The following is a 16,023-nucleotide window of genomic DNA, read 5'->3' as shown; positions in this document are numbered from 1 at the left end:
CCTAGAAGGCGCCCAGCGCATAACGCACCAGGGCATTTTTGACAAATGGCAATCCGTTGGCAAGGTTCAGGCCGAGGTTACGCAGGCCGCGCAGTCCGGGCGGCGCATCGCGGAACAGGCGGCGCAGGCTGTCGGTCGTGGTCTGCATCAGCGCCGTCTCTTCGCGACGGGCACGTTGATAGCGCCGCAGGAAGCGCTCGTCGCCTATGTCCTGCCATGGCTGGGCACCGGCAAGAAGGGCTGCCAGTTCGCTGGCATCCTGAAAGCCAAGGTTAATGCCATGCCCGGAAAGCGGATGGATGCCGTGCGCCGCGTCGCCGACCAGAGCCAGGCGCGGCGCAACGGTTTGTGGAACGCGCATCAACCGTAGCGGGAAGGCGGTCGGAGCGGTCACCACTCGCAGCCCGCCGAGGCAATAGCACCCTGCGGCGGCCACGCGCTGGCAGAAGAGATCGGAAGGCAAGGCGCAAAGTTGATCCGCGTTTTCATCAGGAGTCGACCAGACAATCGAGATGCGGTTTCCGGGAAGAGGCAAATAGGCGAGCACGCCATCGTCGCGGAACCATTGATGCGCGATATTACGATGTGGCCTTTCCGTCTCCAGGTTGGCGACCACGCCCTTTTCGCCGTAGGGCATATTGACCGCAGAAAGACCCGCGGTCCGACGCACCCAGGAATCCCGGCCATCGGCGCCAACGAGCAGACGGGCTGTCAGGATCGAGCCATCGACCAGTTCGAGCCGGGCACCGTCCGCAGCGAAGTCCAGACTTTTCGGACGCGACGGGCAGAGCAGCGTGAGATTGCTCTGCCGCTTGGCGCTCTCCCAGAACTCGCAGCCCATGAGCGACGCCTCGAGTATCCACCCAAGTTCAGGAACTCCGGCCTCGTAAGCGGAGAATCCCAGCCTGCCCCCGGAGTCTCCGCGCACGTCCATGCCGTGAATCGCTGAAATACGCTCGGCATCGAGATGTTTCCAGGCGCCGATCCGCTTGAGGAAAGCCACGTTTGCCGGACTGATGGCATAGACGCGGGCATCCCAGCCTTCCGGGCGCGTCGGCGCCTGGTATTCGACCAACGCAACGCGCAGTGGCGTGTCGCGCAGGGCAATAGCAAGGCTGGCGCCGGCGAGTCCGCCCCCGACGATGATCAGATCAAACTGCTGCATGACATTAATATTGCCGCTTCATTCGCAACGGCAGGGGAATCAGACTTGGCTGCCCGTTGGTTTGTTGGGCCGGGGCCGACGGTTATTGCTGATCGTGCGGGGGCGGTGCTTCTTTGGCTGGCCAGGCGGCTTGTTCTGGCCACCACCAAGGTTCTGAGCACTGCCAAGGTCGGATGTGGAGGCACGGTTACCCGGCGCGAGCTGAATTTCCAGCTCGATGATTTCATCCCACTGCTCGTCTGTTCTGTCCCTTTCGGAGATCGCCAGCAACTCGCGCAGGCGGCGACGGTTATCATTGGGCGGCGGTGCCGGCGGCGGGACAACTGGGGGGTTTTCTGGGTTTTGATCGTTCATTGAAAGCCAGGAAGAGGAATCCGCCGGGACGAATCCCGCATTGGTGAGGCCCGCTTACTTCTTCTTTGCGGGTTTCTTGGAGGCGACCGCAGCCTTGAACGCTGTGCCGGCGGTAAATCTTGGCACCGTGGTCGCCGCGATCGTCAGGGTAGCGCCCGTCTTAGGATTCTTGCCGATACGCTCGGCGCGACTGGCGGACTTGAAGGTGCCGAAGCCGACCAGTGTAACCGACCCCCCACTCGCCACAGTGCTTACGACAGCCTCGATAATGGCCGAAAGTGCCTTTTCGGCGGCGACCTTGGTGATGTCGGCCTCTCTTGCAGCAACTTCGACCAACTCGGTCTTATTCATCTAGGCGCCTCCTGTGAACTGTCGAGGTTGAGGAAAACTGGCCGCGTGCGCGACAGCACCCCAAAAGTAGCACATTTCTTGGGCGGGCGTCGATGGCGACCACAATATTTGACAGCATCGCCCCAGAGATGCTGCGTTTTCCATCGGCCAACCGGACAGGTAATAAAGGCCTCGGCCTCGGCCGAGGTCCGCGCGCAAGAGGCAAAACCCATTTCTTCTCTTCCAGGAGATTGCCGCTCAACATGGACGGCATCCCATCGTTGCGCTCACTGAGCTTCCCTCGAAAATTAGTCTGCCAAGGGTAAGTCACTTTTGGAAGGCATGAAATGAAGATACCGAAGCAGGCATACACGACGGAGTTCAAGGAACTGGCGTTCACAGCGGGTGAAGGATGGCCAGAGCATCAGTCGCGTGATCAAGGAACTCGGGCTGGGCGACCAGACGCCTCGCAACTGGATAAAAGCGTCAGCAGAAGGCAATCTCAAAGGAGCGGGAAAGCGCGAGGTGACGCCAGACGAAATGGAGCTCTCCCGTCTGCGAGCGGAGAATCTGAATCTCAAGCGGGAGAATGAAATCCTAAAAAAGCGACGGCGTACTTTGCAAGGGATGCCCTGTGAAGTACGCCTGGATTGCCGAACAAGGTTTGCGCTATCCGCTCGTCGATTTGTGCGAGGTGCTCAATGTCAGCGTCAGCGGTTTTCGTGCCAGGAAGCGCGGTGGTCGGCCGGATCGCAAGCGACTGACTGATCTCCAGATGCTGGCGCTCATTCGTGCCATTGATGCGGAGATCAGAGGCGCCTACGGCAGCCCGCGCATGGTGTGGGAATTGCGGGCCAGAGGCTTCCCGGCCAGCAAAGAGCGGGTTGAACGACTGATGCGTGAGAACGGCATTCATGCCCGCCACAAACGGCGCTACAAGGTCACGACAAACTCGAAACATGGTTTGCCAGTCGCTGACAATCTGCTCGCCAGAAACTTCGCACCGACGGCCCCCAATCAAGTCTGGGCGTCTGACATCACCTCCCTGTGGACCGACGAAGGCTGGCTGTACTTGGCCATCGTGCTTGATCTATTCAACCGCGAAGTCGTGGGCTGGTCGCCGAAGCCGCGCATGACGGCGGATATCGTGACCGATGCGCTGACCATGGCCTGGTTCAGGAAACGGCCAGCAGCGGGATTGATGCACCACTCCGACCGAGGGAGCCAATACGCCAGTCACGCGTTTCAGAACAAGCTCAAGGCTTACGGCATGATCTGCTCGATGAGCCGCAAAAGAAATTGCTGGGACAACGCACCAACGGAAAGTTGGTTCAACAGCTTCAAGAACGAGTGGGTGCATGGCATTCACTACGCCACTCACGCCGACATGAAGGCCACTGGCTTTGGGTACATCGAGGTGTTTTACAACGGGAAACGGCAGCATTCAACTCTGGGCTACAGATCCCCGATTCAGTTCTTGGAAAACTGGCTCAGTGAGCAACAACAGGAAAAACTGGTAGCATGAAATCCACTCTTTGGCAGACGAAATACAGAGGGAAGCTCACCCGCCGGTAAGGTGCGCGTGCTCATGACGTCCTTGCTCGACAGTGCGCAGTATCCGGCGCCTGCATTCGCAGATCTCTATCATCGGCGCTGGCGCATCGAAGAGGCCTTCAAGCGCCTCAAGCATCGCCTGTCGCTTGAGCATACGTCTGGCTTGACCTGGCTCGCGGCTTGTCAGGACGTCGGCGCCAAGATGCTCTGCGACAACCTCAATGCGCTGGCGGTCTATCTGGCCACGGAGCACCTCATCGCCCCAGATTCGCCGTGGCGTATCAATCGCACCTTGGCTTTCTCGCATCTGCGCCGTCTGCTGCTCCAAGTGCTCACCGGTCGCCTTCGCTTGACCTCGCGCATCGTCGCCGCACTGTTCTCCGAGATTGTCCTGAACCTTCAAAAATTCATCCCCAACCGAAACCGACCGCAACCTATTCGACCCAAGCCACACAAGTCTCATGCCTACAAAACCGCTCCATGACAAGATGCTAAGTCACGAGGATTGAGGTTGAGGTAGCCCTTCCTACACTCTTCAATCAGCCATCTTTGAATTGGAGGTGTTATGAGAAATTAGCTGTTTGTCCTGCTTTTTTGCTCGATATTGACGGCGAACGTGTCGGCTCAGTTCTCAGGCCCGAGTGTCGCCGGACGAGCGACTACCGTGGAGCAGGTCCGTGGCGCGGCGCGATTGGGAAGTTACGTGATGGTTACCGGGCATCGTGGCGCACCAGCGGTCCAACTACTTCACCTTCAGCGACAAGACCGGCGAGATCCGGGTCGTAGTCGAGAGCCCGGTGTGGCAGGGTCGCGCGGTCACCCCGGATACCAAGGTGCGCTTGTTGGCCGAGGTCGACAGAGGCTTCAGCGGGCGCTATCTTTGGGTCAAATCGCTCGAGGTTCTGGAGTAGGCGAGGTTGATCGCCCCGGAATCCCCGGTGCGTGATGTCGTATCGAGCCGCCATGGCTAGCAGTTCGTTCCATTATTAACCCGGCCCAATAATTCAAGACACGGCGTAAAGCGTGGCGGGGTGCCTGAAACAGGCCCGTACTTTTTCCAGCCACTGGGTCAAGCCATTCATGAACTTCAGCGACTTGTCGAGCAGGGTGGCCAGGAAGGCGATGAAACGCTCGCCATTGATGCTGCCCTCGACAATCTGGAACCGTGATTCGCCACGCGGTGAAATCGCCGAGTTCATCGACAGGCCTTGCCGGCGCGTGGGTTCAACATCAGTCCGCTGATTCTTTTCGCAGCCAGCCCCGGCACGATTACCGGAGTGATCACCCTTGCGGTGGTCCACTCACGACTTGCCGTTCCGGTCACCGCATTGATCGCCGTGGTCGTGGGCACCGCCGTGGTGGCTTGTCATCAAGCTCGCCATCCTGCTGGAATCTGGCAAGAAGAGCGGCAGCGGCATCATGGGACTCATCGCTCTCGCCATGGGCGTCCAGTTCGCACTCACCGGCCTGCGCGCCTTCTTTGCAATCACCCCTTGACTCATCCCGAGTGTTAGAGCCGGAATTCCAAGCCCCATCCATCAACATCGATTCAAAAGAAGCCACATTACTCGATCACCCCACTGCTCGCCGCGCTCCTTTCCGGTCTGTCCAAGGTGGTACAGGGCGAAAAGCTGATCCGCCGCCCCGGGCGTTCGCATCTCTAAAAAACCTGATGCTTCTTCTGTAAAAATGTTATTTTTGATCATGGACTTCACTGGAGAAAAGCCATGGTCGACACCATGAAGCAGTCAAATCCTTCGGCAGACAGCAAGGCTGCTGCTGCCGGCCCGGATCTCGAGAAAGTCCCCGTCGACCAGGTTCTGGCAACGCTCGCCGTCAAGCCGGAGCAGGGGCTCAGTACGGCTGAAGTTGCGCAGCGTGCGACCAGGTACGGCCCGAACGCGATTGTTGAAAAGGAAAAGAGTCTCGGCGAGCAGGTACTCGGTTACTTCACGGGTTCGATGGCCTACGTCATCGAGGCGGCGGCACTGGTTTCCGCGCTGCTCGGCCACTGGGATGACTTCGTCATCATCGGCTCCCTGCTGCTGTTCAACGCGGCGCTCGAATTCTGGCAGGACCGCAAGGCCTCCAGCGCGCTGGCCGCCCTGAAGGCCGGTCTGGCACCCGAGGCGACCGTCCTGCGCGACGGCAAGTGGAGCACGGTCCAGGCATCGACGCTGGTGCCCGGCGACATCGTCAAGATCCGCCTTGGCGCGATCGTGCCTGCAGACCTGCGACTCACCAGTGGTGACTTTGCCTCGATCGACCAGGCGGCACTCACCGGCGAGTCGCTACCGGCCAGAAAGAAGGTCGGCGACGAGGCGTACGCGGGCAGCGTTGTCAAGCAGGGCGAGATGGAAGCCGTGGTCATCGCGACCGGCTCCAATACCTTCTTTGGCCGTACCGCCAAGCTCGTCTCCGGCGCCGGTGCGGTCAGCCATGCCCAGAAGGCGATGTTCCAGATCAGCAACTTCCTGATCGTCATTGCCGTCTGCTTGACGCTGATCCTGGTCGCCGTCAAGGTCTATCACGACCTGGTCATCGTCAAGGACTTCAACGTCAGCGATGCCCTCAACATCTTGCAGTTCGTGCTGGTGCTGATGGTGGCGTCGATCCCGGTGGCGATGCCGGCAGTCTTCTCGATCACCATGGCGCTCGGGGCGCTGGACCTTTCGAAACAGCAGGCGATCGTCTCGAAACTGTCGGCGATCGAGGAAATGGCGGGCGTCGATATTCTCTGCTCCGACAAGACCGGCACCCTGACCAAGAATCAGTTGAGCCTGAGCGAACCGATCCTCTTCGCTGCCACTGATCCGCAGGACTGCATTCTCGCCGCTGCGCTAGCCTCGAAGCTCGAGGACAAGGATGCCATCGATACGGCGGTGATTACCTCGCTCAAGGACCAGACGCTGCTCAAGGGCTGGACGCTGACCAAATTTGTCGCTTTCGATCCGGTGACCAAGCGTACCCAGGCGTCGCTCACCGACCCCAGCGGCAGGTCGATCATGGTCGCCAAAGGCGCGCCACAATCGATCGTCGATCTCGCCCAGGCACCTGCCGACGTTGCGCAGAAGGTCAAGGAAGCCGTCGACCAGCTGGCGTCCACGGGTTCGCGGGCACTGGGCGTCGCCCGTTCTGCGGATGGCGGCACGACCTGGTCATTCCTCGGCATCCTGCCGATGTTCGATCCACCACGCGATGACTCTAAGGAAACCATCGACAAGGCCGCCGAGAAGGGGGTCCGGGTGATGATGATCACCGGCGACGACACCGCCATCGCCATCGAGACGGCGCATCAGCTCGGCATGGGCACGCACATTATCGCGGCTGCGGATGCCTTCCCGAAGGACATGGACCCGGACAACGTGCCGTCCACGATCATCGACGCGATCGAGCGGGCGGATGGTTTCGCGCGCGTCTTCCCCGAGCACAAGTACGCCATCGTCAAGGCGCTGCAGTCACGCGGCCACCTGGTGGCGATGACCGGTGACGGAGTCAATGATGCGCCGGCCTTGAAACAGGCCGACTGCGGCACCGCCGTTTCGGGTGCCACCGATGCCGCCCGCGGCGCCGCCGCGCTGATCCTCACCGCCCCCGGCCTGTCGGTGATCAACGGCGCCATCGACGAGGCACGCCGGATCTTCGGCCGCATCAACAGCTACCTGATCTATCGCATCGCCCTGACCATCGACATCATGTTCGTGGTCGTCCTGTCGACCATCTTCCTCGGTTTCTCACCGTTGACCGCGATCATGATCGTCGTCATGTCACTGCTCGACGACCTGCCGATGATGACCATCGCCTACGACAACACGCCGGTCAGTCCAAAGCCGGTGCGCTGGGATCTGCCGAACATCTTCGGGCTGGCGACCGTTCTCGGGGTCTTCTCGGTGGTCGAGTCGTTCGGCCTGCTGCTGTTCGGCATCCGGACGCTGTCGATCCCGGAACTGCAAGTGCACTTCGGGCTAGCGACACACGCGCAACTGCAGACGATGATGTTCCTGCAACTGGTTGGCGGTGGCCAGATTTTGCTGTTCATCACCCGCACCGAGGGCTGGTTCTTCAAGCCACCCTTCCCTGCTGCGCCGCTGTTCTGGGCCATCGTCGCCACCCAGGTCGTGGCGGCGCTGATGTGCGGTTTGGGCTGGCTGGTGCCGGCGATTCCCTGGAAGCTGATCGGCTGGGTCTGGGTCTACCTGATTGCCTGGTTGTTCATTCTCGGCAGCGCCCGACTAATCTACGACCGCTTCGCCAGCTACCGTACAGTACGCCACCTGAAGCACACCGCGCTGGTCAATCAGTCGCTGCAGCCGCATGTGCCGGCAGCATAGCCAGCAACCACGGCCAATACTTAATCAAGCATAGGAGAAACGATTATGGACTATCGCAAGCAATTCATCGTCAAGCCGGGCGAGAAACTCAATCTGGCGGAAATCGACCCGGGGCAAAAAGGCGGGTACGTCTCGAATGATGTGGCGTTGCCGGAGATCACGAAATACGTCACGCGCATGGCAGAGATGCAGGCGCTGCTCTACGCCAACGCCGACCAGTCGCTGCTGGTCGTGCTGCAGGCCCTCGATGCCGCCGGTAAGGACGGCGTCGTGCGCCACCTGTTCAGCGGCATGAATCCGCAGGGCACTTCCGTTTTCGGCTTCAAGCAGCCAAGTGCCGCCGAGGCGGCGCACGATTTCCTGTGGCGTGCACACCAGCGAACGCCGGGCAAGGGCGAAGTCGTCGTTTTCAATCGTTCCCATTACGAGGATGTCCTGGTCGTACGGGTACACGAACTGGTCCCAACAACGGTATGGTCGCAACGCTTCGAGATGATCAACGACTTCGAGAAGCTGCTGACGCAGAACGGGACGCGGATTCTCAAGTTCTTCCTGCACATCAGCCCCGAGGAACAACTCGAACGCTTCAAGCAGCGGCTCGACGACCCCGCCCGCAATTGGAAGATCAGCGAGGCGGATTACTCCGAGCGCGAATTGTGGCCGAAGTACACCGAGGCGTATGAAGAGGCCCTGGCCAAGACCAGCACCGCGCACGCGCCGTGGTTCGTCATCCCGGCGAACCACAAGTGGTTCCGCAACCTCGCAGCTTCCCAGATCATCGCCGAGACGATGGAGGACATGAAGCTCAAGTTGCCGCCGACGCGGGTGAACCTCGACGAGGTGCGCCGCAAGTATCATGCGGCAGCCGTGACGCAGGAGAAGCAGAACGGCAAGGTCTAGCGTAGTGCTTGCGGTGAGCGACCGCTCACTGCAGCAATTCCGCCATCCGCTAACCAACGCAAGAATTCCCGGTGCCTTCGCTTGAAGTGTCAACCGGTTTTCCGGCAAGAGCAGTAAGACTGAGCTTGCTAAAGGCACCAGAGGTGGCGCTTGAGTAATGCAGCGGGGCGGTCGGTTCGTCTCACACTAAAGGGCTATTCGCGGCTGGCGCAGGCCCTTTACGACGGTGGCCGGGTGCCCTATTCGACCGTCCTAAAAGCCGAAGAGCCATTCCATCCGTCCGAGCTCAACCTGGTTGCGGCGCATGCCCGCCTGTTTGCCCTAGCCGTCAACATCTACAAGGCGATGGGTGGTGGAGGGGTCGATGAGGCGGCAAAATTGACGAGCGCGCCCGAACCGGTCGCAACGCCGACCGGCGACAAGGTCGACGACAAATAGAATGTGCGGTGGCAGCGGTGCACAGGTGAGGAGAGGGTGGTAATGACAACAGCACGCGAAGGTGAAAGCTTCAGGCTACCGATCTTTCAGGGAATCCTGCCGGTCGACCGCGCCGGCGTGGGGCGCGACATCGTGGCCGGCTTCACCCTGGCCGCGCTGTCGATTCCGGGGACGATGGGCTACACCAAGATCATCGGTACGCCGGTGATCACCGGCCTGTACACCATCCTCATCCCGATGTTCCTGTTCGCCATCTTCGGGTCTTCACGCCATCTGTCGGTCAATGCCGACTCGGCGACGGCGGCGGTGGTTGCCGCCGGTCTGGCCGGCATGGCGGTGCGCGGCTCCAACGAGTGGCTGGCGCTGTGCAGCCTGCTGGCCCTGATGGCGGCGCTCTTCATGTTTGTCGCACGGGTGATGCGGCTGGGCTTCCTCGCCGATTTTCTCTCGCGCACCGTGCTCACCGGCTTTCTCACTGGCGTCGGCGTGCAGGTGTCGCTACTCGAGGTCTCCGGCTTGCTGGGATTGCCGCGGATCAGCAACCAGCCGCTCTCGCAGACCTTGCACGACCTGCAATCGATTGCTCAGACCAACGTCTATGCACTGGCAATGTCGCTGGCCGTGCTGGCGGTGATCCTCGGCGGCAAGAAGCTGTCAGAGAAGATTCCCGGCGGCCTGATCGCGGTCGTCGGCGCCATCGGCGTCAGTTGGGCATTGGGTCTCGAGCACCACCTGGAAACGCTGGGCGCGGTACCCAGCGGCCTGCCGACGCTCGGTCTGCCACAGGTCGACTGGAGCTGGCCGCTGATCTCGAAGCTGCTGCCGATCGCCCTGGCGTGTTTTGTGGTCGTTCTCTCGCAGAGCGCGGCGACTTCGCGCGCCTACGCCGCCAAGTACAACGACCGCTTCGACGAGAACGTCGATATGGTCGGGCTGGGCATGGCCAACCTTGGCGCCGGTCTGTCCGGCACCTTCATCGTCAATGGCAGTCCGACCAACACGGCGATGGTCGTCGGTGGCGGCGGTCGCAGCCAGGTCTCGCAGATCACCACCAGCGTCATCGTGCTGCTGGTCCTGCTCTTTCTGACGGGACCGCTGGCGTACCTGCCGGCCGCAGTGCTGTCGGCGATCGTTTTCCTGGTAGCGGTGCAAATGATCGACGTCAAGGGCATGGCCCGAATCTTCGTCGAAGCGCGCGCCGAGTTCTGGGTCGCCTTGGTGACGGCGGCAACGGTCGTCGTCGTTGGCGTCGAACAGGGCATCGTCCTCGCGATGGTCCTGTCGCTACTCGATCACGTGCGGCGCAGCTACCGTGGCACCAATGTCGTGATCACGGCGGACAAGCGGAAGAAGGGCTGGCAGACGGTGCCGCTGAGTGCACCGCAGCAGATCGCACCCGGGCTCATGATCTATCTTTTTAGCCACAGTCTGTACTACGCCAATGCCGGGCAGTTTGCCGAAGAAGTCCTGGATCTCGCGAAGACCAGCACGCAGCCTCCGCTGACCTGCCTGTGTGTGGAAGCGGCAGCGATCGGTGACGTGGATTTCTCGGCAGCGGCGATGTTGCGCGACAGTTGTAACCTGCTCAGGGGGAAGGGCATACGGCTGGTATTTGCCAACGTATCGACCGAACTGCGCGGTCAGTTCGATCGATACGGCATCAGCAAGCTGCTCGGCGAGGATGCGATCTACGGTTCGGTTCATGCTGTGGTCGCGGCCTACGAGGGCCAGTCTGTGCCCGAGCCAACGACCGTCGACAACGGTGGCGCGGCACAAGCCTGACCGCCGCCAGCCGACGCATCGGGACGACCGTCGGAAACAATTCATCGTGACTGGTCCGGCGGCAAGACGAGCGCTGGATCGGCTGCCGCTGCCAGCCGCGTGAGAGAATGCGCGCTTGGCAGTCAGGACAGAGGAACGGTCGGGAATGGCTGATACGAAAACGATAGGAAAAGCAGCGACGGAAGCGCCCCTGCCGGTTCCGGCTGTCGCGCACCCGTCGCCCGGAGAAGCAGGGCCGGGCTCCGCGTCGCCTGCCCCGGCCGTAGACTGGCAGTCGAAGGAAGCGCAGGTGCTGCTGCAGGCAGCCAAGAATGCACCCGCCGAACTTGCCAATCTTCCTCACACGGTCGCCGAAACCCTGCCGCGCAAGCTTGCGCCAATGGAAGCTTACCTCAACGCAGAGTTGCCGGTGCTGGAAGCCCTGCCGCTGCAAGACCTGATCTTTGGCGGCGGCGTACTGGTCGCCGTCGTCATCGTGCAGGCGATCGGCATACGTCTGCTCACCGCTCGCTTCGAGAAGCGTGCGCTCGACATCGAGAAGGGCCCAGCGTGGTGGAGCGTCGACCTGCTCCTCGGCTTCACCGTCTTCAGGATGCTCGGCCTGCACCTCGCTTCTATCGTCCTGTGGTCGGCGGCGCTTTTTTACGGTGGCATCATCCAGGAGTGGGGTCCGGCTGCACGCTTCGTCGCGCTTTCCTACACCACCCTGGGTAGCGACCGCGTCCTGTCGGCGGAATGGCATATGCTCTCACCGATCATTGCCATCTCGGGGATGTTCACCTTTGCCTGGACGGCCAGCGTCCTGGTGAACATCATCGGCCGCTGCGACGAGCTGCGTGGCGTCCGTCAGAATACGCGGCAGGCGAGGCGCACGAAAAAGAGTGGCGGCAAGCCCGACGGCAGCTCCGGCGCGGTGACGGCCGATGGACAGCGCACGCAGGAAGGAGCATGAAGCTGGCAGCGCGCGCGTGTCAGCCTTCCAGAGCACCCTGGGGACCAGGCACTTGCCATGAGTGCTCGCGTCGTCGACGCTGCCGGTGTCGCCGGGTACTATAGTGGTCCCCGTTTTCAAGACAGCGGTTTAAGCTGGACAGCCCGAAGTCATAACGTAGGACGCGGGATAATCGCCCGGTCAACAGATAATTGGCCGTGGATGTATTGGCTGCTACCATCTGCGATCCGATAATGCATTGAAAACAGGTGATTTTCGATGTCGCCAGAGGCGCTAGTTGTCTGTCATGAATGCGATCTGCTCCTACGCGAAGTGCCGCTGGAGGCTGGTGGAGTGGCGCGCTGTACGCGCTGTGGCTGCGATCTGTATCGTCATCAGCCGGAGACTCTTGAACGCAGCCTGGTATTCGCGCTGACGGCGGCGGTTCTATTTGTTATCGCCAATTCTTTCCCAATCGTGAGCATGAATTCGCGCGGCCTGACCAGCTCAACCACATTACTCGGCGCGGTGAGTGTCCTGCTGCACGACGATATGCCGAGCGTTGCCCTGCTCGTTTTCATCACCACTTTTCTGATGCCGGCACTGGAGATTGGCGCACTGATCTATCTTCTCCTGCCGCTCAAACTGGGGCATGTGCCACCCGCCGTGCCGCACGTGTTCAGATTGATGCACGCTGCGCAACCGTGGAGCATGGTCGAGGTGTTCATGCTGGGCCTGTTGGTGACGATCAGCAAATTGGCGGCCATGGCCTCGGTGGTGCCGGACATTGCGCTGTGGTCGTTTGTTTTGCTGATGTTCGCGGTGGCTGCAGCCGTGGCTGGTTTTGATGTGCGTATTTTCTGGGCGCGCGTGAGGGCCTTGCAATGAATGCTACAAGGGCGCCTGTCACCGGAGCTTCGGCTGGCGTGCTCGCGTGTCACATCTGCGGCCTGACGCAGCGTGCTGCGCCAGAAGCGCACGGGCTGGCCTGTGCACGTTGCGGTTCAAGTCTGCATTTTCGCAAGCCGCAAAGTATTTCACGCGCCTGGGCCTTGTTGATTGCCTCTTATGTGTTGATTATCCCGGCCAATCTGTTGCCGGTGATGCAAACTGGCTCACTTTTCGGCAGCGAGAAAGATACGATCCTGAGCGGAGTGATCTATCTATGGACCTCGGGTTCGCAGCCTCTGGCGATCATCTTGTTTGTCGCGAGCATTGCCATCCCGGTCGCCAAGCTGCTCTCCTTGACCTTTCTACTGGTTTCGGTGCAGCGTCGTTCGGTGTGGGCACCAAGAGAACGGACCAGGCTTTACCGCGTGCTTGAAGTCGTAGGGCGCTGGTCGATGATTGACGTATATGTCGCCACCATGCTGACCGCGCTGGTACATTTCGGCAGTTTGATGTCGATTCGTGCCGGTAGTGGTGCGATTGCCTTTGGTGCGGTAGTGGTACTCACCATATTTGCCGCAGAGAGCTTTGATCCCCGGCTGATTTGGGATTCGGCAGAACCGGCAGAGCCGGCAAATAAAATGGAGAACAGGAATGACTGACACGCAGGGCGATTCTGATCTGCCGAGCCTGCCAGCGGCATTAGCCAGCCCCAGGCGGCGCTGGGCGCCACAGTTCATCTGGATCATCCCGATCATTGCAGTGCTGGTCGGCGCTGGACTAGCGGCCAAGGTGATTCTTGAACGCGGGCCGACGATCACCATCAGCTTCAAGTCGGGCGATGGGCTGGAGGCGGGTAAAACCGGGGTTAAATACAAGGACGTTAATATTGGTCTGGTCAAAACCGTGGCGCTGTCGGATGACCACAATCAGGTGATTGCGACTGTAGAACTGAACAAGGAGGCCGCGGATTTTCTGCTGGAAGACACGCGTTTCTGGATAGTCCGGCCACGCATTACCGCGAGCGGGGTAACCGGCCTCGGGACCTTGCTGGCCGGGTCTTTTATTGCGGTCGATGTTGGCAAGTCGACGAGTAAACGAGAGGATTTTGTGGCGCTGGATGTGCCGCCAATCGTGACGGGGGATACCCCGGGGCGGGAGTTTGTGCTGCGTACAGCCAACCTGGGTTCGCTCGATATTGGGGTGCCGGTTTATTTCCGCCGACTGACGGTCGGTGAGGTCGTGACTTACGATCTCGACAAGGACGGCAAAGGGGTGTCGATCCGGGTGTTTGTACATGCGCCCTACGACAAATACGTAACGAACGACACGCGCTTCTGGAACGCGAGCGGCGTCGATGTGTCGCTCAGTGCGGCAGGCTTGCAAGTGCAGACGGAGTCCTTCGTATCCCTACTGGTAGGCGGGATCGCTTTTGAGGCGCCTCCCGGACCGAGCAGTGAAATCATTCCCGATAGCAAGGAGATACCTGAAGCGACGGCGGCCATTTCGTCAACGGCTGCCGACGGAGCGCCAGCCGAGCGCGCGGAGAAGAATGCCGTATTTCAACTCTTTGCTACGCGCTCCGAGGCCATGAAACGCCCGGATGCACAGACCGAGCGCTTCGTGATCGTTTTCAAACAATCCGTACGCGGCCTGTCGGTCGGCGCGCCGGTTGAATTCCGCGGGATCAATATCGGTGAGGTGATCAGCATCCATACCGAGTTTGCGCCGAAGCACTTTGATTTTGTACAGCCCGTCGAAATCTATCTCTATCCTGAGCGTTTGCGTGCAAACTCGCGTTCCGGCGGCGCCGCGCTACCGGCACCCAAAACAAGAGCCGAGCGTATCAAGCGGGATCAGTTGTTTATGGAAAAGGGTTTTCGCGCCCAATTGCGTAGCGCCAATTTACTCACCGGGCAACTGTACATCGGCGTTGATTTTTTTCCCAAAGCGCCGAAAGTCAAATTTGATGCGAGCCAGTTTCCGATCGAGATACCCGCAATTCCAGGGGCTTTCGACGAACTGGAAGAAACCGGCGCCAGGGTCGTCAAGAAAACGGATGTCTTGCTCGGCAACATGGACACGCTGATCAAACGCCTCGATGCCGAAACCGTTCCCGAGCTTAACCAGGCGCTGACTGAGGCCAGGCGGGCGATGCAGAACGCCGAGAACGTGATGGCCAGCGATTCGCCTTTGCAGACCGATCTGCGCGAGGCCTTGCGCGAGCTGACGCGAACTGCGGCCTCGATAAAAGCACTAAGCGATTCCCTTGATCGTCAACCGCAATCGCTGATCTTTGGCAAGCCACCAGAGGAGACCAAAAAATGAAATCTTGTTTAGTCACTGTCGGTCTGCTGGCTTTGCTGTTGTCGGCGTGCAGCAGTTCGCCCCAAGCGTCTTACTACACCCTGAGTGCCACACCAGCACCATCTGCGCCCGTAACCAGCACGGGAACGAGCGTTATTGTCGGGCCGGTGAGTTTGCCTGAGTCGGTCGACCAGGCCCTGCTGGTGGTGCAGAACGGCAGCAATCAGGTCAGCATGAGCGAATTCCACCGCTGGGCCGGCTCGCTCAAGAGCGACATTTCCCGTGTGATTGCGGTCAATCTGGCCCACGATCTGGGCATGACACGGGTGTGGAGCTACGCACAAAGCATGCAGACGAAAGCGGACTATCAGGTCTTGATTGATGTGCAGTCGTTTGACGCCCGACTCGGCGAAGTGGTCGTCCTTGATGTGCTGTGGACCATTCGGCCGTCAGCAAGCCATGCAGCCAGTGTGACGTCCGCCAAGGCTGGCGGAAAACCTGCCGAAGCAACACTGGTCACCACACCCGGCCTGCCCAGGAGCGGGCGTACCATGGTGCGCGAAGCGGTGTCGGGTGCCGGTTATGAGCCTCTGGTGGCCGCGCAAAGCCGGGCACTCGTGCAGGTGAGTGCCGATATTGCCGAGGCAATCCGCTAGGAAAGTTCAGAACAAATCCACACTTTGGGGGTAGACCCAACACTCGTGGCACCAGCCGCCACGTCGGGCGCCAGCGCATCCCACACGACGAGCTATGTTCCGCGCTCGATCTCGTTCAAGACAGGGGTCTGAGGTGCAGTGGAACGGAAAAATCAGTTACGGCGTTGCCATGTTGTGCCAGCTGACTACAGTCGACCCATAGTACTCATTCGCCGGTGTCAGCAATCGGGAAACAGAATTCTCGAACTGAGCGGCAGCAATGCGAGTGGACCGGCGCCCAGTGCGGGTTGTCTCTAGTCCCACATGCCTTCCATTCCGACATAAGCAGGAAGGGCGCGAAGGCGCTTAAACCAAGCCAGAACCGACCGGTAAGTATAGGAGCGCAAC

Annotated in this window: 12 protein-coding genes and 3 pseudogenes; 11 read left to right on the top strand and 4 right to left on the bottom strand. The window is 60.3% G+C overall.

What is annotated here, in order from left to right; all coding sequences use genetic code 11:
- Position 1: 1 nt before the first annotated feature.
- From IPP03_16370 to IPP03_16360, 3 genes are read right to left on the bottom strand one after another with little or no spacing between them, the layout of a single operon-like run.
- Positions 2–1,165, bottom strand: a complete 1,164-nt coding sequence (locus IPP03_16370) for a UbiH/UbiF family hydroxylase (GenBank protein MBL0354142.1) — start codon at positions 1,163–1,165, stop codon at positions 2–4.
- Positions 1,166–1,204: 39 nt separating this feature from the next.
- Positions 1,205–1,519 (bottom strand): hypothetical protein, encoded by a 315-nt coding sequence (locus tag IPP03_16365; GenBank protein ID MBL0354141.1) that lies wholly within the window; start codon positions 1,517–1,519, stop codon positions 1,205–1,207.
- Positions 1,520–1,573: 54 nt separating this feature from the next.
- Positions 1,574–1,870 (bottom strand): HU family DNA-binding protein, encoded by a 297-nt coding sequence (locus IPP03_16360; GenBank protein ID MBL0354140.1) that lies wholly within the window; start codon positions 1,868–1,870, stop codon positions 1,574–1,576.
- Between the two features lie 384 nt (positions 1,871–2,254).
- Between IPP03_16360 and IPP03_16355 the strand changes: the two genes are divergently transcribed.
- The 3 genes and pseudogenes from IPP03_16355 to IPP03_16345 all read left to right on the top strand — a co-directional run bounded on the left by IPP03_16355 (position 2,255) and on the right by IPP03_16345 (position 4,314).
- A protein-coding gene (locus tag IPP03_16355; GenBank protein ID MBL0354139.1) for an IS3 family transposase occupies positions 2,255–3,374 on the top strand; the annotation gives its coding sequence in 2 pieces (ribosomal slippage) (positions 2,255–2,457 and positions 2,456–3,374; 1,122 coding nt in all).
- 45 nt (positions 3,375–3,419) lie between these two features.
- Positions 3,420–3,635, top strand: a pseudogene (locus tag IPP03_16350) (transposase).
- A gap of 474 nt (positions 3,636–4,109) precedes the next feature.
- A pseudogene (locus IPP03_16345) lies at positions 4,110–4,314 on the top strand (NirD/YgiW/YdeI family stress tolerance protein).
- 93 nt (positions 4,315–4,407) lie between these two features.
- Here the strand turns inward: IPP03_16345 and IPP03_16340 are convergent.
- Positions 4,408–4,704 carry a hypothetical protein gene (locus IPP03_16340; protein MBL0354138.1) on the bottom strand — a complete coding sequence of 99 codons (297 nt, stop codon included), beginning with the start codon at positions 4,702–4,704 and terminating at the stop codon, positions 4,408–4,410.
- 438 nt (positions 4,705–5,142) lie between these two features.
- On the opposite strand from IPP03_16340, the gene IPP03_16335 reads away from it, so the two are divergent.
- The 8 genes and pseudogenes from IPP03_16335 (at position 5,143) to IPP03_16300 (ending at position 15,636) form a co-directional block, all read left to right on the top strand.
- Complete coding sequence (locus tag IPP03_16335) at positions 5,143–7,734, top strand: plasma-membrane proton-efflux P-type ATPase (GenBank protein ID MBL0354137.1); 2,592 nt, start codon at positions 5,143–5,145, stop codon at positions 7,732–7,734.
- Positions 7,735–7,779: 45 nt separating this feature from the next.
- Entirely contained in the window at positions 7,780–8,634 is an 855-nt protein-coding gene (locus IPP03_16330) for a polyphosphate kinase 2 family protein (protein MBL0354136.1), read from the top strand.
- A 150-nt stretch (positions 8,635–8,784) separates the two neighbouring features.
- Positions 8,785–9,072 (top strand): hypothetical protein, encoded by a 288-nt coding sequence (locus IPP03_16325; GenBank protein ID MBL0354135.1) that lies wholly within the window; start codon positions 8,785–8,787, stop codon positions 9,070–9,072.
- Between the two features lie 42 nt (positions 9,073–9,114).
- The gene (locus tag IPP03_16320; GenBank protein MBL0354134.1) at positions 9,115–10,854 is read left to right on the top strand and encodes a SulP family inorganic anion transporter; all 1,740 of its coding nucleotides are present in this window, start codon (positions 9,115–9,117) and stop codon (positions 10,852–10,854) included.
- Between the two features lie 145 nt (positions 10,855–10,999).
- Positions 11,000–11,806, top strand: coding sequence for a hypothetical protein (locus IPP03_16315; protein ID MBL0354133.1), 807 nt, complete (start codon positions 11,000–11,002; stop codon positions 11,804–11,806).
- 258 nt (positions 11,807–12,064) lie between these two features.
- Positions 12,065–13,335, top strand: a pseudogene (locus tag IPP03_16310) (paraquat-inducible protein A).
- Entirely contained in the window at positions 13,328–15,001 is a 1,674-nt protein-coding gene (locus tag IPP03_16305; protein ID MBL0354132.1) for an MCE family protein, read from the top strand. The pseudogene IPP03_16310 and the gene IPP03_16305 overlap by 8 nt, the downstream one beginning before the upstream one ends.
- Complete coding sequence (locus IPP03_16300) at positions 14,998–15,636, top strand: membrane integrity-associated transporter subunit PqiC (GenBank protein ID MBL0354131.1); 639 nt, start codon at positions 14,998–15,000, stop codon at positions 15,634–15,636. Before IPP03_16305 ends, IPP03_16300 begins: the two co-directional genes overlap by 4 nt.
- The last annotated feature ends 387 nt before the right edge of the window (positions 15,637–16,023 follow it).

This window comes from Candidatus Dechloromonas phosphoritropha, assembly GCA_016722705.1.
In the GTDB taxonomy this organism is placed as follows: domain Bacteria; phylum Pseudomonadota; class Gammaproteobacteria; order Burkholderiales; family Rhodocyclaceae; genus Azonexus; species Azonexus phosphoritrophus.
The sequence above is the reverse complement of the archived record's forward strand: the minus strand, read 5'-3'. Positions and strand labels throughout refer to the sequence as shown.